The following is a 26,612-nucleotide window of genomic DNA, read 5'->3' as shown; positions in this document are numbered from 1 at the left end:
TCTACTTGATGGAGTATTCGTGGCCGCACCAGCAACGCCGCTTGCGCCGAACGCGCGAGGGGTACGCAACGTCGCCTTCGTCGAGGGGGTACGGACCCCCTTCGGCAAGGCCGGCGACAAGGGCATCTACGCCGGGACCCGCGCCGACGACCTGGTCGTCAACGCCATCCGGGAGCTGCTGCGGCGGCACCCGGAGCTGCCGCCCGAGCGCGTCGACGAGGTGGCCATCGCCGCCACCACGCAGATCGGCGACCAGGGCCTGACCATCGGCCGCACCGCCGCGCTGCTCGCCGGGCTGCCCAAGTCCGTGCCGGGCTTCGCCATCGACCGGATGTGCGCCGGCGCCATGACCGCCGTCACGACCACCGCGTCCGGCATCGGCTTCGGCGCCTACGACATCGCGATCGCCGGTGGCGTCGAGCACATGGGCCGCCACCCGATGGGCGAGGGCGTCGACCCGAACCCGCGGATCATCGCCGACAAGCTGGTCGACCCGACCGCGCTCGTCATGGGCCAGACCGCCGAGAACCTGCACGACCGGTTCCCGGACATCACCAAGCTGCGCACCGACACCTACGCGGCGCGTAGCCAGGAGCGCTACGCCGAAGCCGTCAAGACCGGCAAGATCGGCCCCGAGCTGGTCCCCGTCGCCACCCGTTCGAAGGAACTGGGCTGGGGCCTGGCCACCGAGGACGAGCCGCCGCGGCCCGGCACCACGCTGGAGACGCTCGCCGGGCTGAAGACGCCGTTCCGCCCGCACGGCCGGATCACCGCCGGCAACGCCGCGGGCCTCAACGACGGCGCGACCGCGTCGCTGCTGGCCGACGAGGACACCGCCCGCGAGCTGGGCCTGCCGGTCGCGATGCGGCTGGTCGGCTACTCCTTCGCCGGCGTCGAGCCCGAGGTCATGGGCATCGGCCCGGTGCCGGCCACCGAGAAGCTGTTCAAGCGCACCGGCCTGTCCATCGACGACATCGGCCTGTTCGAGATCAACGAGGCCTTCGCCGTGCAGGTGCTGGCCTTCCTCGACCACTTCGGCATCGCCGACGACGACCCGCGCGTGAACCAGTGGGGCGGGGCGATCGCCTGCGGCCACCCGCTGGCCTCCTCCGGCGTCCGGCTGATAACGCAGCTCGCGCGCCAGTTCGCCGAGCGGCCCGACGTGCAGTACGGCATCACCACCATGTGCATCGGCATCGGCATGGGCGGCACCGTGATCTGGGAGAACCCGGCGTTCGAGGGGGCGAAGTAAATGACTTTCACCGCTGAAGAAGCGAAGGCCGCCTTCCCCGACGAGGTCGTCACCAACGCCGTCACGCGGCTGGTCAAGGTGCCCGGGCTCGCCAAGCCGGTCGCGCTGATCACGCTGGACAACGGCCACGACCACACCCGGCCGAACACCTTCGGCCCGCAGGGGCTCGTAAGCCTGAACACCGCGCTGGACAAGGCCTTCGAGGCCGAGCCGGCCGCGATCGCCGTCACCGGCAAGCCGTTCATCTTCGCCGTCGGCGCGGACCTCTCGGGCGTCGAGTCCGTGAGCGACCCGAAGCTGGCGCGCGAGATCGCCCAGACCGGGCACGACGTGTTCCGCCGCCTCACCGAGACGAAGATCCCGACGTTCGGGTTCATCAACGGCGCGGTCATGGGCGGCGGGCTCGAGCTCGCGCTGTCCTGCCACTACCGGACGCTCTCGGAGAACACCGCCGCGATCGCGTTCCCCGAGGTCTTCCTCGGCCTGTTCCCGGGCTGGGGCGGCACGCAGCTGCTGCCGAACCTCATCGGGCCGGACGCCGCCGTCACGGTGATCATCGAGAACGCCTTGGCGCAGAACAAGATGCTCAACGTCAAGAAGACGGCCGAGCTGGGCATCGTCGACGCCGTCTTCGGCTCGGCCGACTACCTCGAGCAGTCGCTGCTGTGGCTGGCCAAGGTCGTCAACGGCGAGATCACCCCGGCCCGTCGCGAGATCGACCGCGGCGCCGAGTGGGACACCGCCGTCGCGCGGGCCAAGTCCCTTGTGGACGGACGCACGCACGGCGCCTCGCCGGGCGCGACCAAGGCCGTCGAGCTGCTGGAGCTGGCCCGCGAGAACGATCTCGACCGGGGTTACGCGGCCGAGACCGACGGCCTCGCCGAGCTGCTCATGTCCGACGTCCTGCGCGCCGGGCTGTACTCGTTCAACCTGGTCAACAAGCGCGCCAAGCGCCCGGCCGGCGCGCCGGACCGGAACCTGGCCCGCAAGGTGAACAAGGTCGGCATCGTCGGCGCCGGCCTGATGGCCAGCCAGCTCGCGCTGCTGTTCGTGCGCCGCCTCAAGGTGCCGGTCGTGCTGACCGACGTCGACCAGGCGCGCGTCGACAAGGGTGTCGGGTACGTCCACGACGAGATCGACAAGCTCCTGGCCAAGAAGCGCGTCTCACCGGACGGCGCCAACCGGCTCAAGGCGCTCGTCTCCGGCTCGCTCGACAAGGCCGCGTTCTCCGACGCCGACTTCGTCATCGAAGCCGTCTTCGAGGAGCTGGGCGTCAAGCAGCAGGTGTTCGCCGAGCTGGAGCAGCACGTCTCCCCCGAGGCGATCCTGGCGACCAACACCTCGTCGCTGTCGATCACCGCGATGGCGTCGAAGCTGCAGCACCCCGAGCGGGTGGTCGGTTTCCACTTCTTCAACCCGGTGGCCGTGCTGCCGCTGCTGGAGATCGTCCGCGGCGAGAAGACCGACGACGCGGCGCTCGCGACGGCGTTCTCGGTCGGCAAGCAGCTCAAGAAGTCCAGCGTGCTGGTGAAGGACGCCAGCGCGTTCGTCGTCAACCGGCTCCTGCTGCGCTTCCTCGGCGAGGTGCTGGTGGCGGTCGACGAGGGCACGCCGTTCGAGGTCGCCGACGGCGCGCTCGAGCCGCTCGGCCTGCCGATGTCGCCGCTGACGCTGATGCAGCTCGTCGGCCCGGCCATCGCGCTGCACGTCGGCGAGACGCTGCACGAGGCGTTCCCGGACCGGTTCACCGTGTCCGACAACCTCGCCAAGTTCGTCAAGGCGGGCAAGAAGGGCGTCTGGGTCTGGGACTCCCAGGGGAACCAGTCGCCGGACCCCGAGGTCGTCGAACTGTGGACGCAGGGCGACAAGCCGTCCACCTCGGAGCAGGTGCGTGAGCGCGCGCTCGCGGCCATCGCCGAGGAGATCCGGATCATGCTCGACGAGGGTGTGGTCGCCGAGGCGCAGGACATCGACCTGTGCCTGATCCTGGGCGCCGGCTGGCCGTTCTGGAACGGCGGCATCACGCCGTACCTGGACCGCTCCGGGGTGTCCGAGCGTGTGAACGGCAAGCCGTTCCTCGCTCCGGGTGTCGCGTCGGTCCCGGCTTCCTAGTACTCGCCCTCACGAGGGCACTTCGGCGGCGGCGCGGTGGCTTTCCACCGCGCCGCCGCCGCGTTCAGGTCGTTGACCTGCACCTGGTCGGCGTTCGTGAAGCGGGCGTGCAGTTCTCGCGCCCAGGCGGCCAGGTCCGTGCCGGGCACCGCGAGCAGCGACACCGACGCGGGCAGCGCGTCGGGCCGCGTCGACTGCAGCAACTCGGCCTGGTCCTTGAAGATCTCCTTGAACCGGGCGTACGCCTCCGCCTTGGTCTCGACGAACACCCGCCGCGCCTTCGGGTCGTCGTGGAAGGTCTCCGCCGCCGCCCGCATCTCGTCGTCGCTCCGGAAGTAGACCGCGACGGACGCGCAGAGGTTGTGCCCGGCCAGCGGTACCGGGTTCGTGTCCACCGGCAGGTCTGGCGGCCGCAGCAGCGCCGAGACGAAGAACGCCAGCCCCACCCCGGCGGCCAGGGCCGCGACGACGACCGGGACCACGATCCGGACCAGCGACCTCGGTTTCTCCACCACGCCGAAGATCAGAGCACACCCGGCTCTTCGTGCGCGACCGCTAGCCGACGGGCAGGTGCACCGTCACCGCGAGCCCGCCGCCCACGATCGGTTCCGCCACCACGCTTCCGCCGTGGGCCGCGACCGCCGCGCGGACGATCGACAGCCCCAGGCCCGCGCCGAAGCGGGCGGTGCGGGCCACGCCCGCGCGGCGGAACGGCTCGAACAGCTCCGGTACCGCCGCCGGGTCGACGAGCCCGCCCGAGGACCGCACCCGCAGCACCGACCACTGCGGTCCCGGCTGGGTGAGGACGTCCAGCCAGCCGTTCTCGACGTTGTGGCGGACCGCGTTCTCCAGCAGGTTGCCCGCGATCCGTTCCAGCAGCGCGGGATCGCCGAACGTCGGGGCCGGCGCCACCGTGAACGACGCCCGGATGCCGCGCTGCTCGGCCTCGACGCGGGCCGAGCGCCAGGCGCGGTCGACGACCACCGCGAGGTCCACCGGCTCGCGCACGCCCAGGCCCGCGCCGTCCGTGCGGGCCAGCAGCAGCAACGAGTTCACGAGCTGGCCGGCGCGTTCGGTCGCGTCGCGGACCACGCCGCCCATCCGGCGCAGCTCGGCGACGTCGGCGTCCTCGTCCGCGAGCGTGACGTCCAGTTCCGTGCGGATCACCGACAACGGCGTCCGCAGCTCGTGGCTCGCGTTCGCGACGAAGTGCCGCTGCGCGTCGAACGCGGCCTGCAGCCGGTCGAGCATGTCGTCGAAGGTGCCGGCCAGCTCGGCCAGCTCGTCACGCGAGCGGACCTCGCCGATCCGCTCCCCCAGCGACTCGACCGACAGCCGCCGCGCCGTGCCGGTGATCTCGCGCAGCGGCAGCAGCACCCGCGAGGTGAACGTCCAGGCGAGGATCGCCGCGGCCGCCACCACCAGCAGGAACGCCAGTGAGCCGAACAGCAGCATCCGGTTGCGGGCGTGCACGCGCAGGTGCTCGGCGAGCGTCGACGCGTCGACCTGGACGCCGTCGACGACCACCGTGCTGCCCGGCGGCATCTGCGGGACGGCGTCGAGCGAGTCCCGTACCAGCGTCCAGGCCAGCCAGAGCAGCAGCAGGCTGACGGCGGCGACCAGCACGGTCGCCAGCAGGGTGATCCGGGCGCGGAGGCTGCGGGTGCCCGGCAGGTTCACGCGCGCGGCGTGCCGGGCTCCGGCACCCGGTACCCGGACCCGACGACGGTCTCGATGATCCCGGGCTCGCCGAGCTTCTTGCGCAACGTCATCACGGTGACCCGGACGGTCGTGGTGAACGGGTCGGCGTTCTCGTCCCACACCCGCTCGAGCAGTTCTTCGCTGCTGACCACCGAACCGGCGGCCGAGAGCAGCACCTCGAGGACGCCGAACTCCTTGCGGGTCAGCTCGACCGGCCCGCTGGCGCGGCGCACGGTGCGCTTCGCCGGGTCCAGCTCGACGTCACCCGCGGTCAGCAGCGGCGGCGCGGCCGGGGTGGCCCGGCGGCCCAGCGCCCGCACCCGGGCGACCAGCTCGGGGAAGGCGAACGGCTTGGCCAGGTAGTCGTCGGCGCCGAGCGACAGCCCGTCCACGCGGTCGGACACCGAGCTGCTCGCGGTCAGCATCAGGACGCGGGTCAGCTCACCGGACGCGACGATCTCGCGGCACAGCTCGTCCCCGGACATCCCGGGCAGGTCCCGGTCCAGCAACACGACGTCGTACCGCGTGACGGCGGCCTTCTCGTGCCCGTCGTCACCCGTGAGCGCGACGTCCACCGCCATGCCTTCGCGGCGCAGGCCACGGGCGATCGCGTCGGCCAGGGGTTCTTCGTCCTCGACTACCAAAACTCGCACCGCACCACAATCCCATATTTTCCTGAGAGTGCCCTTTAAGGACTATGTGCTTCGCGTGTGGCCTCATTCGCCGGCCGCGGCGGTCCTCCGGCTGGGTGCGCCTCGCTGATGATTCCGGACACGACGAGTCTCGCCTGCCTGGCGTTCCCGTCCTGTTCGGCCCGCCTCCGGGCGCGGATCTCGCGGATCGGCAAGACCAGCGTCGCGAAAAACGCACCTGCGCTGAATCCAGCGTGTCCCACGACATGTCGGCGGTCAGTGGCGCGAAGGGTGTGCGTCAGGTGTGGCCCACCGGAGGGCGAACCACAGGCGCATCCGGGTCTCCGGGTCCGCCAAGTCCACGTCCAGCGCCCGCTCCACCTGCGCGATCCGGTGCCGGACGCTGTTGCGGTGCACGCCCAGCGCCGTCGCGGTCGCCTCCCAGCCGCCGTGGTGGGCCAGCCACGTGCGGACCGTCGGCACCAGTTCGCGCTCGCCCGCCCGGTCGAGGGCGAGCAGCGGTGCCAGGGCCTGGGCCGCGAACTCCCGGGACGCACCCGGTGCCACCAGGGCGTCGAAGTCGAGTGGGCCGCCGCCGGCGACCACCGGGCGCCCGAGCACCGCGGCGCGTTCCAGCAGCAGGTCCACCTCCGCGACGGCGCCGGCCAGCCGCTCGGCCGGGACGGGTGACCCGGCCGCCGCGAGCCAGCCGTGCTCGCGCAGGGCCTCCAGGTCCCCCGGATCGGGACCCGTGATCGCCACGAATCGCGGCCCCGGCCGGACCTCCACCAGCGGCGTGTCCAGCCGCGCGCGCAGCCAGTCCGGCCGCAGGGCCACCTCGCCCGGGCCGCGGCGGTACGGCGCTCCGGCGACCAACCGGCAGACGTCCGTGCCGAGCACCACCCGCGCCACCCCCTCGGCCGACGCCTGGCCGAGCAGCAGCCCGGTGGCCGCCGCGCCCAGTTCGGCGGCGTCCGAGCCGGCCCGCCCGACCAGGCCGAGCAGGGCCGCGCCGACGGCGAGGATCGCGCGGTCGGCGCCGTCGAACCGGGCGGCGCGGCCGGTGACCACCAGGTGCGACGCCGTCGCCTGCGGGTACACCGGCTGCACCACCACGACTTCGCCGCCGGCCAGTTCGGTCGTCGCGCTGCGGATCCCGCTGCCCGCCCGCACGGTCGCGACCAGCTCCCGCACCTCGGGCGGCAACGGCGTCGGCGCGTCGTGCGCCGACGCCAGCACGTCCCCGGCGCCGACCAGCGCGACCCACGACCGCAGCCGCGCCGCAAGCGCTTCCGTCAGCTCGCCGAGACCGCCGCCCGCGGCCCGCGTCAGTGCCTCCCGGGCCGCGGTGATCCGCCGTTGCTCCCGCTGGCCTGCCTCGGTCAGCGCGACCGAGACCGCCCGGTTGATCGCCAGGAACGGCGTCCGCGGCGGCACCACCAGCAGCGGCAGCCCGTGCCGCGCGCACGCCTGGCGCAGCGGCTCGGGCAGCGTCTCCGACACCGTCGGGGTGAGCCCGAAGCCGAGCGCCGTCACCCCCGCCTCGCGCAGCCCGCGGGCGTACCGGTCGACGTCCTCGGGCAGGTTCACCCCGGCGGTGAGGATCAGCTCCTGCCCGATCAGGTACGGCGCGGGGTCCCGCAGCTCGCTGACGTGGGCCCAGCGGACCGGGGCGTCGAGCGCGCCCGGCCGGAGCGTCTCGCGGACGACGTCGAGCGCGAGCTCCCGGTTGCCGACGACGGCCCGTAACGGGACAGTCACCTCGGTGGACGCCGGATCCAGGTTCTGGGTCATTTCATCTCCGCGAGCGTTGACAATGAGATGAATCATCCCATCCTCACCGGCCCGCGACCGAACCTACGGTGGCCCGAACACCACCAGCACAACGCCAGAGGAGGCAGCCGTGACCGGGGACTACGCGGTGATCGCGCTGTACATAGCCGGGATGCTCGGGGTCGGCTGGTACGGCCTCCGGCTCGCGAAGACGAAGTCCGACTACCTGGTCGCCGGGCGGCGGCTGGGCTGGTTCATGTACTCCGGCACGATGTCGGCCGTCGTGCTCGGCGGCGCGTCCACGGTCGGCGGCGTCAAGCTCGGTTACACCTACGGCATCTCCGGCGCCTGGCTGGTGCTCGCCATCGGCGTCGGCATCCTGGTGCTGCACGCGGTGTTCGCGCGCCGGCTGGTGAAGCTCAAGGTCTACACCGTCGGCGAGATGCTCGACCTGCGCTACGGCGGCAACACCAGCGCGGTGTCCGGCGTCGTGATGTGGGGCTACACCCTGATGCTCACGGTGACCTCGACGCTGGCGTTCGCCACCATCTTCAAGGTGCTGTTCGACCTGCCGAACTGGGCGGGCATCGCCGTCGGCGGCGCGATCGTGGTGCTCTACTCGGTGCTCGGCGGCATGTGGTCGATCACGCTCACCGACATCGCGCAGTTCGTCATCAAGACCATCGGCATCCTGGCGATCCTGCTGCCGGTCGCGATCAGCTCCGCCGGTGGCTTCAGCGGCATGAGCGAAAAGCTGGACGCGAGCTTCTTCAGCTTCACCTCGATCGGCACGGACACGATCGTCACGTACTTCGTGATCTACACTTTCGGCCTGCTGATCGGCCAGGACATCTGGCAGCGCGTGTTCACCGCCCGCACCCCGGCGATCGCGACGTCCGGCGGCATCACCTCCGGTGTCTACTGCCTGGTCTACGGCGTCGCCGGCGCCCTGATCGGGATGGCCGCCCACGCGCTCTACCCGGATCTCGGCAGCGCGCAGGACGCCTTCGCGACGATCGTCGAACGGCTGCTGCCCACCGGCGTCCGCGGGCTGGTGCTGGCCGCCGCGCTCTCGGCGATGATGTCGACGGCGAGCGGCGCGCTGATCGCGTGTTCGACCACCACGACGTCGGACCTGCTGTCCAAGCTGGGCCTGAAGAACACCGAGACCGGCGAGGTCCGCCGCAACCGGATCACCACGCTCGTGCTCGGCCTGGTCGCGATCGGCATCGCGATGATCGTCGACGACGTCGTCAACGCGCTCACCATCGCCTACGACATCCTGGTCGGCGGCCTGCTGGTGGCGATCGTCGGCGCGCTGTTCTGGAAGCGCGGCACCCGCCAGGGCGCGTACGCCTCGATGATCGCCGGCACGGTGTCCGTGGTGACGTTCATGATCATCGACGGCGTCGAGGCCAACACCCCGATCTACTGGGGACTGGGCGCGAGCCTGCTGGTCTACCTGGCCGTCAGCTTCGCCACGCCCCGCACGTCCGACTCGATCCTCTCCGTGTGGACCCGCCGTCTCAACGGCGAAGACACGCCCGTCCCGACCCGTGAACAGGAGCCTGCCAGTGCCTAACGTCGGTCCGCTCGATTCGTCGCGGATCCCCCGCTACGCCGGCTTCGCGACCTTCGCGCGGCTGCCGCGGATCGACCAGGTCCCGCACGCCGACGTCGCCGTCGTCGGGGTGCCCTTCGACTCCGGGGTGTCGTACCGGCCCGGCGCGCGGTTCGGCCCGGCGGCCGTCCGCGAGGCGAGCCGGCTGCTGCGGCCCTACCACCCCGAGCTGGACGTCTCGCCGTTCGCCGAGATGCAGGTGGTGGACGCGGGCGACATCGCCGTCAACCCGTTCAACATCGGCGAAGCGATCGAGACGCTGCAGCAGGAAGCCGAAGCGCTGACGGCGAACGGGACGCGGCTGGTGACGGTCGGCGGCGACCACACGATCGCCCTGCCGCTGCTGCGGGCGGCGGCGAAGAAGCACGGACCCGTGGCGCTGCTGCACTTCGACGCGCACCTCGACACCTGGGACACCTACTTCGGCGAGCCGTACACCCACGGCACCCCGTTCCGGCGGGCGTCGGAGGAGGGCATCCTCGACACGAGCGCGCTGTCGCACGTCGGCACGCGCGGGCCGTTGTACGGCAAGCGGGACCTCGAAGAGGACCGCCGGCTCGGCTTCGGGATCGTCACCTCCGGCGACGTCATGCGCCGGGGTGTCACCGAGACCGTGGACGCGCTGCGGCAGCGGATCGGCGACCGGCCGCTGTACGTCTCGGTCGACATCGACGTCCTCGACCCGGCCCACGCGCCGGGCACCGGGACGCCCGAGGCGGGCGGGATGACCAGCCGCGAGCTGCTGGAGATCCTGCGCGGCCTGCGCGACCTCAACCTGGTCGGGGCCGACGTCGTCGAGCTGGCCCCCGCCTACGACCACGCCGAGATCACCGCCATCGCGGCCTCCCACGTCGCCTACGACCTGGTGAGCCTGCTGACCTTGGGGAAGAGCGCATGACGGACACCGAACGCATCGGCGGCGACGTCGTCGCCGAAACCCTGCGCGCCCTGGGCGCCGACACCGTTTTCGGCCTGCCGGGCCAGCACGCCCTGGGCCTGTTCGAGGCGCTGCGGCGGGCCGACGACCTGCGCGTGATCAGCGGGCGCGTCGAGAACAACCTGGCCTTCGCCGCCGACGGGCACGCCCGCGCGCGGCTCGCCGCGAACCCGGACGGCCCGGTCCCGGTGACGCCGCTCGTGGTCTCCACCGGCCCCGGCGCGCTGCTGACGCTGGCTTCCCTGCAGGAATCCCGTGCCGCGTCGGTGCCGGTGCTGGGGATCTCCAGCCAGATCCCGGTGGCCGGGCTCGGCGGCGGCCGCCACGGCTACCTGCACGAACTGCCGGACCAGCAGGCGAGCTTCCGCGACGTCGTGAAGTCGGTGCACGTCGTGCGGCGCGCCAGCCAGATCCCGACCGCGTTGCGCGAAGCCTGGACGTCGGCGTCGACCGCGCCCTATGGCCCGGTGTGGGTCGAGATCCCCCAGGACGTGCTGCTCGGCCCGGCCGGGGTCCCGCCGATCACATCGGTCTCGGCCGCTCCCACTCCCCTGGCGCCACTGCCGGAGCTGGTCACCGCGGCGGCGGATCTCCTGGCCACGGCGACCAATCCGGTGATCCTGGCCGGTGGTGGCGCGCTGCGGTCCGGTTCGCACGCGGAGCTGACGGCGCTCGCCGAGGCCCTGCGCTCGCCCGTGCTGTCCACCTTCGGCGGCAAGGGTGTGTTCGGCTGGGACCACGAGCTGTCCGGGCAGTCGTGGCTGGAGGACTGGCACAGCACGGAGTTCCTCGCGAACGCCGACGTCCTGCTGGTGCTCGGCTCCGGCCTCGGCGAGCTGTCCAGCAACTACCGCGAGTTCGCCCCGCGCGGCCGCGTCATCCAGGTCGAGGCCGACCTGGGCAAGCTGGAGTCGAACTATCCGGGCCTGGGCATCCACGCCGACGTCCGGCTCACGCTGCAGGCCCTCCTGGAGTGGGTGCCGATGCGGCAGTCCGACGGCCGGGCGGAAGCGGCGGTGGCCGGGCTTTTGGAGCGGGTGAAGTCGCGTTTGGACGGTCAGGACCTGGCTGTCGAACGCAAGCTCGTCGACGAAATCCGCGCGGCCGTCCCCGAGGGCACGCAGACGTTCTGGGACATGACGATCGCCGCGTACTGGGCCTGGTCGGCGTGGAACCCCGAAGGCGCGCCGATCCACACCGCGCAGGGTGCGGGCGGGCTGGGTTACGGCCTGCCGGGCGCGCTCGGCGGCGCGGCCGCGACCGGCGGGCCGACGCTGGCCGTGTCCGGTGACGGCGGCGCGATGTACGGCATCGCGGAGCTGGCCACGGCGGTGCAGCACGGCCTGGACGTCACGTGGCTGATCGTCGACGACGGCGGCTACGGCATCCTCCGCGAGTACCTGACCGGCGCCTTCGGCCAGTCGACGGCCACCGAGCTGGCCCGGCCGGACTTCGTGGCGTTGGCGCAGTCGTTCGACATCTTGGCAAAACTGTCTACTTTGGACACCGTAGGCGCCGATCTCGCCGAGGCATTGCGCACGCCCGGCCCGTCCGTCGTGGTCCTGCCCGCCCTGCTGAAGATGTTCGAGCCGACCCACCTGGAGAAGTCATGACACTCGACCTGACCGACCCGGCGACCGGCGAGGTCTTCGGTACCAGCCCCATCGCCGATCAGTCCGATGTGGACACCGCGCTCGCATCGGCCGCGCGGGCGTTCAAGGTGTGGCGGCGCAGCACTCCGGCGCAGCGTCAGCTCGCCCTGCTGAAGATCGCCGACGCCCTGGAGTCGCACGCGGCGGAGTTCGCCGACCTGGAAGTGCGCGAGACGGGCAAGATCCGGTCCGTCGTGCTGGACGAGGAGATCCCGGAGTGCGTCAGCGCGCTGCGGTTCTTCGCCGGGGCGGCGCGGCAGCTGGAGGGCACGGCGGCCGGGGAGTACACGGAAGGCCACACGTCGGTGATCCGCCGCGAGCCGGTCGGGGTCTGCGCGCAGATCGCGCCGTGGAACTACCCGCTGATGATGGCGGTCTGGAAGATCGCGCCGGCACTGGCCGCGGGCAACACCGTGGTGCTCAAGCCGGCCGAGACGACGCCGTCGACCGCGGTCCGGCTGGCCGAGATCGCGGCCGAGTTCCTGCCCGAGGGCGCGTTCACGGTGCTGACCGGCGATCGCGACACCGGCCGCGCGCTGGTCAAGCACCCGATCACCGACCTGGTCTCGATCACCGGCTCGACGCGCGCGGGCATCGACGTCGCCACCGTGGCGGCCGCCGACCTCAAGCGCACCCACCTGGAGCTGGGCGGCAACGCTCCCCTGCTGGTCTTCCCGGACGTCGACCTCGCCTCGACGGCCGAGGGCATCGTGGGCGCCGCCTTCTACAACGCGGGTCAGGACTGCACCGCGGGCAGCCGGGTTCTGGTACACGCGTCGATCCACGACGACTTCGTCGCGGAGCTGACCAAGGCCGCCGCCGCGCAGACTCCCGGCGTCGACTTCGGCCCGCTCAACAGCCGCGCGCAGTTCGACCGCGTCCAGGGCCTGGTCGAGCGGCTGCCGTCGCACGCCCGCGTCGAGGCCGGCGGGGTTCAGCACGGCGACCGCGGGTTCTACTTCGCCCCCACGGTGATTTCGGGGCTGCGCCAGGACGACGAGATCGTCCAAGAGGAGATCTTCGGACCCGTCATCACGGTTCAGTCCTTTTCGGACGAAGACGAGGGTGTCGCGCTGGCCAACGGCGTGCCGTACGGGCTGGCTTCGTCGGTCTGGACGCGGGACCTCGCGATCGCCGCGCGCGTCTCCGCCGACCTGGACTTCGGCTGCGTGTGGGTCAACACGCACGGCCCGCTGGTCGCCGAGATGCCGCACGGCGGGTTCGGCCACTCCGGGCACGGCAAGGACCTGTCCGCGTACGCCTTCGCCGAGTACACCCGCGTGAAGCACGTCATGACCAGGTTCGCATGAGCGAGAAGATCACCGAGGTCGAGCAGCACGGGATCGCGCCGATCCCGCCCGCCGAACAGACGTCCCGCCCGCGCGACCTGTTCCGGATGGCGTTCGGCGGCGCGAACACGTTCGCCACGATCATCCTGGGCACACTGCCGATCGCGTACGGCCTGAGCTTCCGCGCCGCGCTGGCGGCGACGGCGATCGGCGTGGTGCTCGGCGGGCTCGTCCTGGCCCCGATGGCGCTGTTCGGCCCGCGCACCCGCACGAACAACGCGGTGTCGTCCGGTGCGCACTTCGGTGTGGTCGGCCGGTGTGTCGGGTCGTTCCTGTCGCTGCTGACCGCGATCACGTTCTTCGCGATCTCCGTCTGGGTCAGCGGCGACGCCGTCGCCGGGGCCGCGCAGCGGCTCTTCGGCTTCGACGGCGGCGCCCTGCTGCGGGCGGTCGCGTACGGCGTGATCGCGATCGCGACGCTCGTCGTCTGCATCTACGGCTACCGGTTCATGCTGCTGGTCAACCGGGTCGCGGTGGTCCTCGGCACGGTGATCATGCTGCTCGGCGTGCTCGCCTACGGCGGCACGTTCGACCCGGGCTACGGCGGCACGGGGACGTACGCGCTGGGCACGTTCGGGCCGACGTTCATCCTCGCGGTGGTCACGGCGCTGGCCAACCCGATCTCGTTCGGCGCGTTCCTCGGCGACTGGTCCCGCTACATCCCCTCGCACCACAGCAAGCGCTCTCTGCTGGCGGCGCCGTTCCTGGCGCAGGTCGCGACGCTGCTGCCGTTCGGCTTCGGCATCGCGACCGCGACGCTGGTCGCCGACCCGGCCGACTACATCACCGGCCTGACCGCGATTTCCCCGCTCTGGTACGCGATCCCGCTCATCGTGGTGGCGCTGATCGGCGGCCTGTCGACGGGAACGACGTCGTTGTACGGGACGGGCCTGGACTTCAGCTCGATCTTCCCGCGGCTGTCGCGGGTGCAGGCGACGCTGCTGATCGGCACGTTGAGCGTGGTGTTCATCTTCGTCGGCAACTTCGCGCTCGACATGGTGTCCAGCATCAACGCGTTCGCCACGCTGATCGTGCTCTGCACGTCACCGTGGATGGTGATCATGATGATCGGCTTCGTCCAGCGGCGCGGTTTCTACGACGTCGCGGACCTGCAAGTGTTCAACGAAGGCCGTCGCGGTGGGCGTTACTGGTTCAACCGCGGCGTGAACTGGCGCGCGATGGCGGCCTGGATCCCGGCGACGGCGTTGGGCCTGTTGTGCGCGAACACCCCGATGATCGCCGGCCCGTTGCGCGACATTGCGGGCGGTGTGGACATCAGCCTGCTGGTCACGCTGGGCACGGCGGCGATCGCGTACCCGCTGCTGGTGAAGCTGTTTCCGGAGCCGCCGGAGGTCTTCGGCCGGGCCACCACGCCGGTGCTCGACGTGGTGCCCGCCGAAGCCTGACCCAGCTGTCAGCTGCGGTCGGCGCTCTTCTCGGACCGTTCCGCGGGAGCGCCGATCCGGCCGGACGCCCACTCCGTCACCCGGCGGGCGACGTCCTGGGCGGTGAGGCCGATGCGGGTCAGCACCTCGTCGCGGCTGCCGTGGTCGTGGAACGTCTGCGGGACCGCCAGGTCGCGCAGCGGGACGTCGCACTCCGCGTCGCGGAAGACCGCGGCCAGGGCCGAGCCGAAACCGCCGTGGCGGCCGCTGTCCTCGACCGTCACCACCAGCTTGTGCTGCTCGGCCAGCGCGACCAGCTCGGCCGGCACCGGCAGCACCCAGCGCGGGTCGACCACCGTGACGCCGATGCCCTGGTCGGCCAGGCGGGCCGCGGCGGCGAGACCGAGCGGAGCGAACGCACCGACCGTGACCAGCAGGACGTCGGCGCCTTCCTTGGGGCGGCGCAGCACGTCGACCGTGCCGAGCCGCTCGACCGCGGTGACGTCCGTCCCGACCTTGCCCTTGGAGAAGCGCAGCGCGGTCGGGCCATCGGCCACCGCGACGGCTTCGCGCAGCTCCTCGCGCAGTGTGGCCGGGTCGCGCGGCGCGGCGACGCGCATGCCGGGCACCATGCCCAGCAGCGACAGGTCCCACATGCCGTGGTGGCTCGGCCCGTCCGGCCCGGTGATCCCGGCGCGGTCCAGCACCAGCGTCACCGGCAGGCGGTGCAGCGCCACGTCCATCAGCAGCTGGTCGAAGGCGCGGTTGAGGAACGTCGAGTAGATCGCGACGACCGGATGCAGCCCGCCCATGGCGAGCCCGGCAGCCGAGGTGACGGCGTGCTGCTCGGCGATGCCGACGTCGTACCAGCGGTCCGGGTACGCCTCGGCGAACTTGTCCAGCCCGGTCGAGCGCAGCATCGCCGCGGTGATCGCGACGACGTCCTCGCGCTCCGCGCCGATCTTGGCCAGCTCGTCGCCGAACACACCGGTCCAGCTGGGGCCCTTCACCGGCGGCAGGCCGGTCTCCGGGTCGATCGGGTCGGTCTGGTGCATCTGGTCGTGCTCGTTGTTGACCGCGGGCGCGTACCCGTGGCCCTTCTCGGTCACCACGTGCACGATCACCGCGCCGCCGAACGCGCGGGCGCTCTGGAACGCCTTCTCCAGCGCGACGAAGTCGTGGCCGTCGACCGGGCCGAGGTACTTCAGGCCGAGGTCGGAGAACATCGCCTGCGGGCTCAGCGCGTCCTTCAGGCCGGCCTTCGCGGCGTGCAGGGCGGCGTAGATCGGCCGGCCCACGACGGGCGTGTGCTTGAGGATCTCGCGGCCGCCGTCGAGCAGCCGCTCGTAACCGGGCTGCAGGCGCAGCGCGGCGAGGTGGTCGGCCAGCCCGCCGATGGTCGGCGAGTAGGACCGGCCGTTGTCGTTGATCACGATGACGACCGGGCGGTCCCGGTGCGCGGCGATGTTGTTGAGGGCTTCCCAGCACATGCCGCCGGTGAGCGCGCCGTCGCCGACGACGGCGACCGCGTGGCGCTCGTCGTCACCCAGCGCGAACGCCTTCGCCAGCCCGTCCACATAGGACAGTGCGGAGGAGGCGTGGCTGCTCTCGACCCAGTCGTGCTCGCTCTCGGCGCGCGACGGGTAACCGGTGACACCGCCGGTCTGGCGCAGCTTGTCGAAGCCCTCCGCGCGGCCGGTGACGATCTTGTGGACGTAGGCCTGGTGCCCGACGTCCCAGACGATGGCGTCGCGGGGCGAGTCGAACACGCGGTGCAGGGCCAGCGTCAGCTCGACGACGCCCAGGTTCGGCCCCAGGTGCCCGCCGGCGCGCCGGACCTTGTCGACGAGGAAGTCCCGGATCTCGGCCGACAGCTCGCCGAGGTCCTCGACACTCATGCGCTTCAGGTCCGCCGGTCCGCTGACGGACTCCAGCATCGTCACTCGTCTCCACCTCGCTCATCCACGGCCACGTTCCGGCCAGTCTACGGAGACCCGCCACCGCGGGTCCGCCCGCCGCGTCCGGCGTCACAGGCGGAGCGCGATCGGCCGTCATCACGCGGGGTGAACCTCGTCTCCCGGCGGTGCTGTGGCGGTCACGCCGCGTGGCCACGAGAATGGGGCGCATGGCGGACTTCTTCATCGGCGGCGACTGGGTGGACGCGATCGGCGGCGGGCGACGGGAGATCCGCTGCCCGGCGGACGGTTCCCTGGTCGCGACGGTCGCCGAAGGCACCGCGAAGGACACCGAAGCCGCCATCTCCGCGGCACGGCGGGCGTTCGACACCGGGCCGTGGCCCGGCACCCCCGCGCACCTGCGCGGTGACCTGCTGCTGCGCACCGCCGACCTGCTGGACCGCGACGCCGAGGCGTTCGCCAGGGCCGAGTCGCTCGACACCGGCAAGCGGCTGGTCGAGAGCCGCTACGACATGGCCGACATCGCCGCCTGCCTGCGGTACTTCGGCAAGCTCGCGGCCCAGGACGCCGGTCGCGTCGTCGACACCGGCAACCCGGACGCCTTCAGCCGGATCGTGCACGAGCCGGTCGGCGTCTGCGGGCTGATCACTCCGTGGAACTACCCGCTGTTGCAGACCGTGTGGAAGATCGCGCCGGCGCTGGCCGCGGGCAACACGTTCGTGCTCAAGCCCAGCGAGCTGACGCCGCACACGTCGATCCTGTTCCTGCGGCTGCTCACCGAGGCGGGCCTGCCGCCCGGCGTCGCGAACCTGGTGCTGGGGGCCGGCGCCGAGGTCGGCGCCCCGCTGGCCGAGCACCCGGACGTCGACCTCGTGTCGTTCACCGGCGGGCTGGCGACCGGCAAGGTGATCGCCGCCGCGGCCGCGTCCACGGTCAAGAAAGTGGCCCTGGAGCTGGGCGGGAAGAACCCGAACGTGGTCTTCGCCGACGCCGATTTCGAGACGGCGGTCGACTACGCGCTGACCGCGGTGTTCCTGCACTCCGGCCAGGTCTGCTCGGCGGGCGCGCGGCTGATCGTGCAGCGCGAGTGGCACGAGGAGTTCGTCGCCGAGCTGGTGCGCCGGGCCGAGCGGATCCGCCTGGGCGGCCCGTTCGACGAGCGCGCGGAGACCGGCCCGCTGATCTCGGCGGCGCACCGGGCGAAGATCGAGGCCTACGTGGCCGCCGCCCTGGCCGAAGGCGCGGTTTTGCGCACCGGCGGCGGCCGACCTTCAGATCCTTCCCTGACCGAGGGCTTCTACTACCTCCCGACGATCCTGGACCAGGTCAAGCAGGGTTCGTCGGCGGTGGTCGACGAGTCGTTCGGCCCGGTCCTGACGGTCGAGACGTTCACCGACGAGGACGACGCCGTCCGCATCGCCAACGACACCCACTACGGCCTGGCCGGCGCGGTGTTCACGAACGACGCTTCTCGTGCGCAGCGGGTGGCGGGCCGGCTGCGCCACGGGACGGTGTGGATCAACGACTTCCACCCGTACCTGCCGCAGGCCGAGTGGGGTGGTTACAAGCAGTCCGGGTTCGGCCGTGAGCTCGGCCCGACGGGGCTGGCGGAGTACACCGAGACCAAGCACATCTACCAGAACCTGCGCCCGGAGCCGCAGCACTGGTTCGCCGGCTGAGCTCGGGGGTCGCCCGATCGGGATCCACCGAACGGCCCAGCGGCGGAAAGGTGATCGGAAAGCCCGTCACGGCGTTTTATGCTGCGTGCGTGAGGGAGCACGCATGGCGGGGGCCACGGGCGGCGGTGGTGGCGGCGACCGGACTGGGAGTGATCGCCGGCCTGACACTGCGCACGGCCGAGTACGCCGGAGTCCTGCCCCCGGGCACGCCCGACCCGGAGCTGGGACTGAGCTTGCGCCTGGTCTGCGCGGCGGCGGTCCTGTTCGCGGGAACGCTGGCGTACCTGACGTTCGCCCGCAAGCAGGACGAACCCCTCGCGCTTAGCTGCCTCCCGGGCCTGGTGGTGACGGGCGTGGTGCTGCGCCACCTGGTGGTGACCCTCCCGCACGCAGCCGCCCTCGAGCCGGCGGCGCGCATCATCCCGGGCGCGGGAACCTGGGTACTGCTGGTGTCCGGGATCGCGATGACGGCCACGGGTCTGGCGGCGGCATTCGCGGCGCGCCGGACAGCCTGACCCGAGGATCGGCTTGCCGCTTGGCGGCACCCCGAGCACGCTGCCCCACCCGGCAACAGCCCTCGCCGCACGCCAGGCAACCTCACGCGCGGATCGCCTCGCCACAGCCTTCGCGGCACACCGAACACGCTGCCCCACCCCGGCAACGACCTACGCAGCGCGTCGGGCAACCTGACCCACGGATCGCCTTGCCGCAATCCTGGCAGCACACCGAGCACGGCGACCCACCCGGCAACAGCCTGCGCATCACATCGGGCAACCTGACCCACGGTTCGCCTTGCCACAGCCTTCGCGGCACACCGAACACGCCGACCCACTCGGCGACGGCCTACACAGCACGTCGGGCAGCCCTGCCCCCGGATCGCCTGGCCGCACTCCTGGCAGCACGCCGAACACGGCGACCCACCCGGCAACAGCCCTCGCAGCACGCCAGGCAACCTGACTACGGCAACCAGTCCGGCAGCGGCCTACGCGGTACCCCGGACAAGGTGACCAGGGCGACCCACCTGGCAGCGGCCGTCGCGGCACGCCAAGCAGCCCGATCCACGGCGACCGACCCGGCAGCAGCCGCGGGCACGCCGAACACCCTGACCACGGCAACCCACCCGGCAGCGGCCTGCACGGCACCCCGAGCACGCTGATCCGCATGGCACCGGCTCACACCACGCAAGAGCCCGCCGCTGTGCCTGCGCCCCGCCGCAGCGGGAGCCGTGCGATGCAGCACGTCCGCGACCCAGTCGCGCAAACCTTCTACTCCGGAGCGCCCACCGCCTTCCGGCCCAAGACGGCCGCCAGCCGATCCGCCGCCGTCGCCGCCGCCTCCGGAGGTGCCGGCACCTCTGCCCCGAACGGGCCGCCCGGCGGCCGAGGCCGGTCACCGAAGCGGGTCCGCCACTGTGCCAATGCCGACTCCGCCAGGTCCGGCAGCAGATCGGTCGGCTGCCCGGTCGCGTCCGCGATGTCCCAGCCGTGGGCCAGGTACTCGTTCACGCGCATGTGCACCAGGAACTCTCCCGGCACGTCACCCAGCGGCGTTGTCACCGTCCGCGAGAACAGCCCCGGCTCAGCCAGCACCGAGCGCGCGGAAACCACCGAAGCCGCGAACGCCGGCGAGGGGTCAGGACCCAGGTAGTCACCGTCCGGAGCCGCCGGTCCGGCGCCCGCCCAAAAAGCCACCTTCGCGTTTCCGTGCGCGAGGTGGTTCACCACCCCGCGCACGTCCCAGTCCGCGCACGCCGTCGGCCGCGTCCACTGGTCGTCGCGCACCGCCGTGACCAGGGCGGTCACCATCGCGGCGGCCCGGTCGAAAGCATCCAGAACAGTCACGGGAGACAGTGTGACGACCACCACCGACAAAAAAGGTCAGGACAGCAGCGCCACGCACTCCACGTGGTGCGTCATCGGGAACGCGTCGAACGCCCGCAGCGCCGTCAGCGCGTAGCCGTGCGAAGCGAACGTCGCCAGGTCGCGAGCCAGGGCCGCCGGGTCGCAGGCGACGTAGACGATGCGGTCCGGCTGACCGGCCACGATCGACTCCACCACCGGCTTTCCCGCGCCCTTGCGCGGCGGGTCCAGCACGACGACGTCGACCGGCTTTTCCGCCGCGGACAGCACGTCCTCCACCCGCCCGGCCTGCCAGGACACCTGCGGCAGGTCCTCGAGGTTGCGCTCGCCGTCGGAGACCGCGCGGCGGCCCGACTCGATCGCCAGCACCCGCCCGGACTCGCCGACCTGCGACGCCAGCACCGACGCGAACAGCCCGACCCCCGCGTAGAGGTCCCACGCCGACCCGCCGGAAGGCGCCTCGGCCCACTCCGCCACGACCGCGGCCAGTGTGGACGCCGCCGCCGGGTGGACCTGCCAGAACCCGTGCGCGTCCAGCCGCCAGTCGCGGCCCGCGGCGTGCTGCACCGCGACCCCGCCCGACAGCTGCCGGGCGCGGACCTTGCCGCGCACCGTCGACAGCTCGCGGACGTGGGTACGGCCGTCGCCGTCGCTGGTCACCTCGAGCTCGCTGCCCGGCCGCCAGCGCCGCGCGAGGACGTCCGTGAGCTCGCCGGGGACGGCGATCGGGCAGTCCTCCAGCGCCACCACGCGGTGGCTGTGGTGGGCCCGCAGGCCCGCGCGCCCGTCGCGCCCGGCGACCAGCCGGACGCGGCTGCGCCAGTCCAGCACCCCGCCGTCGAGCTCCTCGACGACGACCTCACGCTCGATGCCGGCCAGCCGCGAAAGCTGCTCCGCGACCACCGCCGCCTTCAGCTCACGCTGGTACGACGGCGACGCGTGCTGCCAGTCGCAGCCGCCGCACGCACCGGGCGCGGCCAGCGGGCAGGGCGGGGTGACCCGCTCCGGCGAGGGCTTGAGCACCTCGACCGCGTCGCCGCGGCAGAACGAGCCGCCGTTGTCCTCGGTGACCTCGACGCGCACGTGCTCCCCCGGCAGCGCGTGCCGGACGAACACCACCCGTCCGTCGGCGCGGGCCACGCAGTGGCCGCCGTGCGCCACGGCGCCGACCTCCACCTCGAGGACACGGCCTTGCCAGGTGGTCATTCAGCGGGCTCCTTGGGCTTGGTCGGGCCGACGATCGGCGGCGTCCCGTTGGGCGAGAACCCGCGCCGGACGTCACCGGCCGCCGGCCGCTCGTTCCGGACACGCTCGGCCGCCTTGGCCGAGGATTCGAGCTGCCACGGCACGCTCGCGACGATCACGCCCGGCTGGAACAGCAGCCGGCCCTTGAGCCGCAGCGCGCTCTGGTTGTGCAGCACCTGTTCCCACCAGTGCCCGACGACGTACTCGGGGATGAACACCGTGACGACGTTGCGCGGGTTGTCGCCGCGCACGCGCTTCACGTAGTCGAGCACCGGCTTCGTGATTTCGCGGTAGGGCGACTCGACGACCTTCAGCGGCACCTTGAACTTGTGCGCCTCCCACTCGGCGGTGAGCCGGCGGGTGTCGGCGTCGTCCACGTTGACCGTGACGGCCTCGAGCACGTCCGGGCGCATCGCCTTGGCGTAGGCCAGCGCGCGCAGCGTCGGGCGGTGCAGTTTGGACACCAGCACGATCGCGTGGTTGCGCGAGGGCAGCACGGTCGGGGTGTCGCCCAGGTCCTTCAGCTCGTCGGCGACCCGGTCGTAGTGCTTCCGGATCGCGGTCATCAGCACGAAGATCGCCACCATCGCCGCGATCGCGATCCACGCGCCCAGCAGGAACTTGGTGATCAGCACGATCACCAGCACCACGCCGGTGCAGGTGAGGCCGACCGCGTTCACCGTCTGCGAGCGCCGCATCCGCCGCCGCACCGCGGGGTCGGTTTCCCTGGCCAGCAACCGGTTCCAGTGCCGGATCATGCCGGCCTGGCTCACCGTGAACGACACGAACACACCCACGATGTAGAGCTGGATCAGCCGCGTCACCTCGGCGTCGAACGCGATGATCAGCACCAGCGCGAACGCCGACAGGAACAGGATCCCGTTGGAGAACGCGAGCCGGTCGCCGCGGGTGTGCAGCTGCCGCGGCAGGTAGCGGTCCTGCGCCAGGATCGAGCCCAGCACGGGAAAACCGTTGAACGCGGTGTTCGCGGCCAGCAGCAGGATGATGCCGGTGGAGAAGGAGATGTAGTAGAACGCCGGCGGGAAGTCGGCGAACACCGCGTGCGCGATCTGCGCGACGATCGTCTTCTGCTGGTAGCCCGCGGGCGCGCCGACGAGCTGCTTCGCCGGGTCTTCGGCGAACTTGACGTCGGTGATCGTGGCCAGCGTGATGATGCCGACGAGCATGGTGACCGCGAGCAGGCCCATCATCAGCAGCGTGGTCGCCGCGTTCTTCGACTTGGGTTTCTGGAACGCCGGGACGCCGTTGCTGATCGCCTCGACCCCGGTCAGCGCCGCGGCGCCGGAGGAGAACGCCCGCAGCACCAGGAACGCGTACGCGACGCCGGCGAAGGTCCCCTCGGCCGTCAGCGTGAAGCCGGCGCTCTCCGCCTTCATCTCGGTGCCGGTCGCCGCCTGGAACAGTCCCCAGACCACCATGACCAGAATGCCCAGGATGAACCCGTAAGTCGGGATCGCGAAGGCCTTCCCGGACTCGCGGATGCCGCGCAGGTTCAGCGCGGTGAGCACCGAGACGATCACGATGGACGCCAGCACCTTGTGCTCGGCGACCCACGGGACGGCGGAGCCGATGTTGGCCACACCGGACGAAGTGGACACCGCGACCGTGAGCACGTAGTCGACGAGCAGCGCGCTCGCCACGGTCAGCCCGAACTTGCCGCCCAGGTTCGTGTTGGCGACCTCGTAGTCACCGCCGCCGCTCGGGTAGGCGTGCACGTTCTGCCGGTAGGACGCGACGACGACGAGCATCACCAGCGCGACCATGATGCCGATCCACGGCGCCAGCGCGTACGCGGAGAGACCCGCGACGCTCAGCGTCAGGAAGATCTCTTCCGGCGCGTACGCCACGCTCGAGAGCGCGTCGGACGCGAAGATGGGCAGCGCGATGCGCTTGGGGAGGAGCGTGTGAGCGAGCCTGTCACTGCGGAACGGACGTCCGAGGACCAGGCGTTTCAGCACGGTCGGGAACTTCGACACCACGGAAGCGTAACCGCCGGGGTGCACGGTAGGTTCGGCGCTGGCATGTCGGGGTAGCAACGGACGGGTAACCGCCGAATGAGGAGGCAGGGCGTGCACGTGGTGATCATGGGATGCGGCCGGGTAGGCGCGTCCCTGGCCGCTGCGCTGGAGCGGCTCGGCCACGAGGTGGCCGTCATCGACAAGAACCAGCAGGCGTTCCGCAGGCTCGGCAGCGACTTCCACGGCCAGCAGGTCGTCGGGGTCGGTTTCGACCGCAAGGTGCTCATCGAAGCCGGGATCGAGCGGGCCGGCGCGTTCGCCGCGGTGTCCAGCGGGGACAACTCGAACATCATCTCGGCGCGGGTCGCGCGCGAGAACTTCGGCATCGAGCACGTCGTGGCGCGGATCTACGACCACAAGCGCGCCGCGGTGTACGAGCGGCTGGGCATCCCGACGGTGGCGACCGTGCCGTGGACGACCGACCGGTTCCTGCGCACCCTGCTGCCGGACGGCGTCGCGTCGGCGTGGCGGGACCCGTCGGGCAACGTCGCGATCCTGCAGCTGCCGCTGCACGAGGGCTGGGTCGGGCACTCCGTGCGGTCCCTGCAGGAGGCGAGCGGCGCGCGGGTGGCGTTCATCATGCGCTTCGGCACCGCCGTGCTGCCGGACCCCAAGACCGTGCTGCAGGCCGACGACGACGTGTGGGTGGCCGCGCGCTCCGGCACCGTCAGCGACGTGGGCAGTGTGGCCAACCGCGAACCGGAGGACGAGGCATGAGGGTCGCGATTGCCGGTGCGGGGGCCGTGGGCCGCTCCATCGCCGCCGAGCTGATCGACGGCAGGCACCAGGTGATGCTCATCGAGCGGGAGGCCGACCAGTTCGAGCCGCAGACCGTCGAGCAGGCCGACTGGGTGCTCGGTGACGCCTGCGAGGTCTCGATCCTCGAGGAGTCCGGGATCGAGCAGTGCGACGTCGTGATCGCCGCGACCGGCGACGACAAGGCCAACCTCGTGGTGTCGCTGCTGGCGAAGACCGAGTTCGCGGTGCGCCGGGTCGTGGCCCGGGTGAACAACCCGGCCAACGAGTGGCTGTTCACCGACGCCTGGGGCGTCGACGTCGCGGTGTCGACGCCGAGGATGCTCGCGGCGATGGTCGAAGAGGCCGTCAGCGTCGGCGACCTGGTCCGGCTGATGACGTTCCGGCAGAGCAACGCGAACCTCGTCGAGCTGACCCTGCCGGCGGAGACGCCGCTGGCCGGCAAGCCGGTGAGCGAGCTGGACCTGCCCCGCGACGCGGCGCTGGTGACCATCCTGCGCGGCGACCGCGTGATCGTGCCGCAGCCGGAGGACCCGCTGGAGCCGGGCGACGAGCTGCTGTTCGTGGCGACGTCCGACGTCGAGCCGGAGATCCGCACGGCCCTGGGCTACTGACCGCACGCGAAGAAGGCCCCTGACGAGCGTCAGGGGCCTTCTTCGCGGGTCTTCTAGGCTTCGGGAGCCGCGTACTTTTCGCGGAGCCGGGCTTCGACCTCAGCGTCGGTCTCCGGTTTCGGCTCGTCCTCGGCCATGGCCTTGAGGCGCTTGTCGGACCGCCGGACCGCCCAGACGACGACCAGCAGGCCCAGCGCGTAGAGCGGGTAGCCCATGGCGATCTTCGCGAAGGCCAGCCAGCCGGTGTAGTCCTCCTGGTAGAGCCACCGCTGCACGACGAACCGGGCGGCGAAGATCAGCGCCATGGCGAGCGTGGCGACGTCGTAGCCGTAGCGGGACGGCTTGTCCTTGCGCCACGCCTGGCCGGTGCCGTTGAGCATGTTCCAGACGACGCCCGCGATCGGCCAGCGCACGACCACCGACAGCACGAAGATGCCGCAGTAGACGAGGCTCGCGTAGATCCCGAAGAGGAAGAATCCCTTCGCGGACCCGGTGCGGTAGGCGATGAACGCCGCGATCGCCACGCCGAAGAACCCGGAGATCGCCGGCTGCAGCGGCTCCTTGCGCACGAGGCGGAGCACGGTGATGGCCACCGCGCTGCCGATCGAGGTCCAGATGGCCGCGGTCAGGCCGAAGAACGAGTTCGCCAGGACGAACACGATCACCGGCAGCGACGAGTAGATCAGGCCGGACACGCCGCCCATCTGCTCGAGCATGGTCGGCTGCGGTTCATCCGCGTCGTCGGTCTTCTTCTCGCTCGGGGCGGGATCAGTCACGATAGGTGATCAACTCACTGGGCTCTGGAGCTCGTAATAGGGGTTGTACAGCACCTTCTGGCCGTCACGCTCGGCCATCCGGCCGCGCACCTTGATCGTGCGACCCGGCTCGATGCCCGCGATCCGGCGGCGGCCGAGCCAGATTAGCGTCACGCCCTGCGTCCCGTCGAACAGCTCCGCCTCCAGGGTGGCGGCCTCGTCGGTCGGGCAGAGCTCCACGCTGCGCAGTCTCCCCATCACAGTGACTTCTTCGCCGGACCGGCAGTCGCAGGCGCGCTGCGCGCCCTCGGCGTCCGACCTCATCGACATCTCGTCGGCGTCGAGGTCCTCGACGTCGCTGGTCAGCTTGCGAACCAACCGGCTGAAGTAGCCGCCGTCTTTGGCGGACATAGGTGCTCCTGTGCTCCGGGGCCCCCGACTTGGTGCTTGCGGCCCGAACGATTCCAGCGTACTGCGGTCCCCGCCAGGGAAACGCCTTTGCGCAAAGATCGCAACGTGACGTCCGCAATCCGAGTTCCCGCCGCGGTGCTGCTGCCCGGCACCGGCTCCGACGAGGTGTTCGTCCGCGCGGTCTTCGCCGGCCCGCTGCGCGCCCTCGGTGTTCCGCTCCTCGCACCACCGCCGCCACCAGGGGCTTCGCTGGCCGACGGGTACCTGGCGATCCTCGACGCGCTGGCGGACGAACACGGCGAACTGCTCGTAGGCGGCATTTCGTTCGGCGCGCACCTGGCCGCGGAGTGGGCCGTGCGCAACCCGGGCCGTTGCGGGGGCCTGCTGGCCGCGCTCCCGGCGTGGAACGGCGCTCCCGGCCCAGCACCCGCATCGCTGGCCGCGACGCTGTCGGCGGATCTGGTGGCCCGTTCCGGGGTCGGCGCCGCGCTGGCGCAGACCGAGGGCAGCCCGGGCTGGCTGCGCGCGGAGCTGGACCGCGCGTGGCGGCGCCACGGCGACGACCTGGCCGCCGGCCTGCGCGTCGCCGCGGACCGGCCCTCGCCGTCGCTGGCCGAGCTGGCGGGGCTGGACGTCCCGGCGGGCGTCGGAACGTGCACCGACGACCCGATACACCCGACGAAAGTCGCATCCGAGTGGGCCTCGACCCTGCCTCGAGCGTCTCTCGGCCGGACGACCCTCGCCGCGTTGGGCGCCGACCGCGAGTCACTGGGCCGCGCGACGGTGCTGGCCTTCCTCCGGGCGCGGCAAAAGCCGTGAAGGGCACCTTCAGGGCGTTTTAAGCCATGAAGGTGCCCTTCAGGACATCCAAAGCCATGAGGGGCACCTTCACGACATCGAAGTCGTGAAGGTGCCCCTCAGGGA

Annotated in this window: 22 protein-coding genes; 12 read left to right on the top strand and 10 right to left on the bottom strand. The window is 71.6% G+C overall.

Annotated features, from left to right (window positions below; all coding sequences use genetic code 11):
- Positions 1 to 19: 19 nt before the first annotated feature.
- A complete protein-coding gene (locus ACIOD2_RS29260) occupies positions 20 to 1,252 on the top strand; it encodes a thiolase family protein (RefSeq protein WP_400544804.1) in 1,233 nt (410 codons plus the stop codon).
- Positions 1,253 to 3,364, top strand: a complete 2,112-nt coding sequence (locus ACIOD2_RS29255) for a 3-hydroxyacyl-CoA dehydrogenase NAD-binding domain-containing protein (RefSeq protein WP_400544801.1) — start codon at positions 1,253 to 1,255, stop codon at positions 3,362 to 3,364.
- Here the strand turns inward: ACIOD2_RS29255 and ACIOD2_RS29250 are convergent.
- The 4 genes from ACIOD2_RS29250 to ACIOD2_RS29235 form a co-directional block, all read right to left on the bottom strand.
- Entirely contained in the window at positions 3,361 to 3,876 is a 516-nt protein-coding gene (locus ACIOD2_RS29250; protein ID WP_400544798.1) for a permease-like cell division protein FtsX, read from the bottom strand. The two genes, ACIOD2_RS29255 and ACIOD2_RS29250, sit on opposite strands and share 4 nt — an antisense overlap.
- Positions 3,877 to 3,919: 43 nt before the next feature.
- Positions 3,920 to 5,044 carry a sensor histidine kinase gene (locus ACIOD2_RS29245; protein ID WP_400544795.1) on the bottom strand — a complete coding sequence of 375 codons (1,125 nt, stop codon included), beginning with the start codon at positions 5,042 to 5,044 and terminating at the stop codon, positions 3,920 to 3,922.
- Complete coding sequence (locus ACIOD2_RS29240; RefSeq protein ID WP_285994219.1) at positions 5,041 to 5,718, bottom strand: response regulator transcription factor; 678 nt, start codon at positions 5,716 to 5,718, stop codon at positions 5,041 to 5,043. Before ACIOD2_RS29240 ends, ACIOD2_RS29245 begins: the two co-directional genes overlap by 4 nt.
- Before the next feature lie 255 nt (positions 5,719 to 5,973).
- Positions 5,974 to 7,491 carry a PucR family transcriptional regulator ligand-binding domain-containing protein gene (locus ACIOD2_RS29235; RefSeq protein ID WP_400544791.1) on the bottom strand — a complete coding sequence of 506 codons (1,518 nt, stop codon included), beginning with the start codon at positions 7,489 to 7,491 and terminating at the stop codon, positions 5,974 to 5,976.
- A 109-nt stretch (positions 7,492 to 7,600) separates the two neighbouring features.
- Here ACIOD2_RS29235 and ACIOD2_RS29230 point away from each other — a divergent pair, with 109 nt between their 5' ends.
- The 5 genes from ACIOD2_RS29230 to ACIOD2_RS29210 are packed head-to-tail and all read left to right on the top strand — an operon-like array spanning position 7,601 to position 14,435.
- A complete protein-coding gene (locus ACIOD2_RS29230; protein WP_400544788.1) occupies positions 7,601 to 9,052 on the top strand; it encodes a sodium:solute symporter in 1,452 nt (483 codons plus the stop codon).
- On the top strand, positions 9,045 to 9,989 hold the full coding sequence (gene speB, locus ACIOD2_RS29225; protein ID WP_400544785.1) for an agmatinase: 945 nt from the start codon (positions 9,045 to 9,047) through the stop codon (positions 9,987 to 9,989). The genes ACIOD2_RS29230 and speB overlap by 8 nt, the downstream gene beginning before the upstream one ends.
- Positions 9,986 to 11,641 (top strand): thiamine pyrophosphate-binding protein, encoded by a 1,656-nt coding sequence (locus ACIOD2_RS29220; RefSeq protein WP_400544782.1) that lies wholly within the window; start codon positions 9,986 to 9,988, stop codon positions 11,639 to 11,641. The genes speB and ACIOD2_RS29220 overlap by 4 nt, the downstream gene beginning before the upstream one ends.
- Positions 11,638 to 12,990 carry an aminobutyraldehyde dehydrogenase gene (locus tag ACIOD2_RS29215; RefSeq protein WP_400544779.1) on the top strand — a complete coding sequence of 451 codons (1,353 nt, stop codon included), beginning with the start codon at positions 11,638 to 11,640 and terminating at the stop codon, positions 12,988 to 12,990. The genes ACIOD2_RS29220 and ACIOD2_RS29215 overlap by 4 nt, the downstream gene beginning before the upstream one ends.
- Positions 12,987 to 14,435, top strand: coding sequence for a purine-cytosine permease family protein (locus ACIOD2_RS29210; RefSeq protein ID WP_400544776.1), 1,449 nt, complete (start codon positions 12,987 to 12,989; stop codon positions 14,433 to 14,435). Before ACIOD2_RS29215 ends, ACIOD2_RS29210 begins: the two co-directional genes overlap by 4 nt.
- Positions 14,436 to 14,443: 8 nt before the next feature.
- Here the strand turns inward: ACIOD2_RS29210 and dxs are convergent, their stop codons facing one another.
- Complete coding sequence (gene dxs, locus ACIOD2_RS29205) at positions 14,444 to 16,357, bottom strand: 1-deoxy-D-xylulose-5-phosphate synthase (protein ID WP_400544773.1); 1,914 nt, start codon at positions 16,355 to 16,357, stop codon at positions 14,444 to 14,446.
- A gap of 182 nt (positions 16,358 to 16,539) precedes the next feature.
- On the opposite strand from dxs, the gene ACIOD2_RS29200 reads away from it, so the two are divergent.
- Together ACIOD2_RS29200 and ACIOD2_RS29195 are read left to right on the top strand one after the other, a co-directional pair.
- Positions 16,540 to 18,009 carry an aldehyde dehydrogenase family protein gene (locus ACIOD2_RS29200; protein WP_400544770.1) on the top strand — a complete coding sequence of 490 codons (1,470 nt, stop codon included), beginning with the start codon at positions 16,540 to 16,542 and terminating at the stop codon, positions 18,007 to 18,009.
- Positions 18,010 to 18,098: 89 nt separating this feature from the next.
- Positions 18,099 to 18,524 (top strand): hypothetical protein, encoded by a 426-nt coding sequence (locus ACIOD2_RS29195; RefSeq protein WP_400544767.1) that lies wholly within the window; start codon positions 18,099 to 18,101, stop codon positions 18,522 to 18,524.
- A gap of 750 nt (positions 18,525 to 19,274) precedes the next feature.
- Here ACIOD2_RS29195 and ACIOD2_RS29190 read toward each other — a convergent pair.
- Genes ACIOD2_RS29190 through ACIOD2_RS29180 form a run of 3 tightly spaced genes read right to left on the bottom strand, consistent with a single transcriptional unit; the run spans position 19,275 to position 23,110 of the window.
- Positions 19,275 to 19,850, bottom strand: coding sequence for a TIGR03086 family metal-binding protein (locus ACIOD2_RS29190; protein WP_400544764.1), 576 nt, complete (start codon positions 19,848 to 19,850; stop codon positions 19,275 to 19,277).
- 36 nt (positions 19,851 to 19,886) lie between these two features.
- The gene (locus ACIOD2_RS29185; RefSeq protein WP_400544761.1) at positions 19,887 to 21,074 is read right to left on the bottom strand and encodes a class I SAM-dependent RNA methyltransferase; all 1,188 of its coding nucleotides are present in this window, start codon (positions 21,072 to 21,074) and stop codon (positions 19,887 to 19,889) included.
- A complete protein-coding gene (locus ACIOD2_RS29180; RefSeq protein WP_400544758.1) occupies positions 21,071 to 23,110 on the bottom strand; it encodes an APC family permease in 2,040 nt (679 codons plus the stop codon). The genes ACIOD2_RS29185 and ACIOD2_RS29180 overlap by 4 nt, the downstream gene beginning before the upstream one ends.
- 93 nt (positions 23,111 to 23,203) lie before the next feature.
- On the opposite strand from ACIOD2_RS29180, the gene ACIOD2_RS29175 reads away from it, so the two are divergent.
- Complete coding sequence (locus tag ACIOD2_RS29175; protein WP_323334936.1) at positions 23,204 to 23,869, top strand: TrkA family potassium uptake protein; 666 nt, start codon at positions 23,204 to 23,206, stop codon at positions 23,867 to 23,869.
- Entirely contained in the window at positions 23,866 to 24,522 is a 657-nt protein-coding gene (locus tag ACIOD2_RS29170; protein ID WP_400544754.1) for a potassium channel family protein, read from the top strand. Before ACIOD2_RS29175 ends, ACIOD2_RS29170 begins: the two co-directional genes overlap by 4 nt.
- A gap of 53 nt (positions 24,523 to 24,575) precedes the next feature.
- Here the strand turns inward: ACIOD2_RS29170 and ACIOD2_RS29165 are convergent, their stop codons facing one another.
- On the bottom strand, positions 24,576 to 25,298 hold the full coding sequence (locus ACIOD2_RS29165; RefSeq protein ID WP_400544751.1) for a DUF3159 domain-containing protein: 723 nt from the start codon (positions 25,296 to 25,298) through the stop codon (positions 24,576 to 24,578).
- Between the two features lie 9 nt (positions 25,299 to 25,307).
- Positions 25,308 to 25,688, bottom strand: a complete 381-nt coding sequence (locus ACIOD2_RS29160) for an OB-fold nucleic acid binding domain-containing protein (protein WP_323334933.1) — start codon at positions 25,686 to 25,688, stop codon at positions 25,308 to 25,310.
- 135 nt (positions 25,689 to 25,823) lie between these two features.
- On the opposite strand from ACIOD2_RS29160, the gene ACIOD2_RS29155 reads away from it, so the two are divergent.
- A complete protein-coding gene (locus ACIOD2_RS29155; RefSeq protein ID WP_400546157.1) occupies positions 25,824 to 26,507 on the top strand; it encodes an alpha/beta fold hydrolase in 684 nt (227 codons plus the stop codon).
- Positions 26,508 to 26,612 lie beyond the last annotated feature (105 nt).

The sequence above is a fragment of the Amycolatopsis sp. NPDC088138 genome, assembly GCF_044741685.1.
GTDB lineage: Bacteria > Actinomycetota > Actinomycetes > Mycobacteriales > Pseudonocardiaceae > Amycolatopsis.
Note: the sequence above shows the minus strand (reverse complement) of the source record. Positions and strands in the feature narration are given on the sequence as shown.

Excerpts from the sequence above, each read along its gene's own strand:
- ACIOD2_RS29255 (WP_400544801.1), top strand. The coding sequence starts at position 1,253 with ATGACTTTCACCGCTGAAGAAGCGAAGGCCGCCTTCCCCGACGAGGTC.
- ACIOD2_RS29220 (WP_400544782.1), top strand. The coding sequence starts at position 9,986 with ATGACGGACACCGAACGCATCGGCGGCGACGTCGTCGCCGAAACCCTG.
- ACIOD2_RS29210 (WP_400544776.1), top strand. The coding sequence starts at position 12,987 with ATGAGCGAGAAGATCACCGAGGTCGAGCAGCACGGGATCGCGCCGATC.
- ACIOD2_RS29185 (WP_400544761.1), bottom strand. The coding sequence starts at position 21,074 with ATGACCACCTGGCAAGGCCGTGTCCTCGAGGTGGAGGTCGGCGCCGTG.
- ACIOD2_RS29215 (WP_400544779.1), top strand. The coding sequence starts at position 11,638 with ATGACACTCGACCTGACCGACCCGGCGACCGGCGAGGTCTTCGGTACC.
- ACIOD2_RS29200 (WP_400544770.1), top strand. The coding sequence starts at position 16,540 with ATGGCGGACTTCTTCATCGGCGGCGACTGGGTGGACGCGATCGGCGGC.
- ACIOD2_RS29170 (WP_400544754.1), top strand. The coding sequence starts at position 23,866 with ATGAGGGTCGCGATTGCCGGTGCGGGGGCCGTGGGCCGCTCCATCGCC.
- ACIOD2_RS29160 (WP_323334933.1), bottom strand. The coding sequence starts at position 25,688 with ATGTCCGCCAAAGACGGCGGCTACTTCAGCCGGTTGGTTCGCAAGCTG.
- ACIOD2_RS29235 (WP_400544791.1), bottom strand. The coding sequence starts at position 7,491 with ATGACCCAGAACCTGGATCCGGCGTCCACCGAGGTGACTGTCCCGTTA.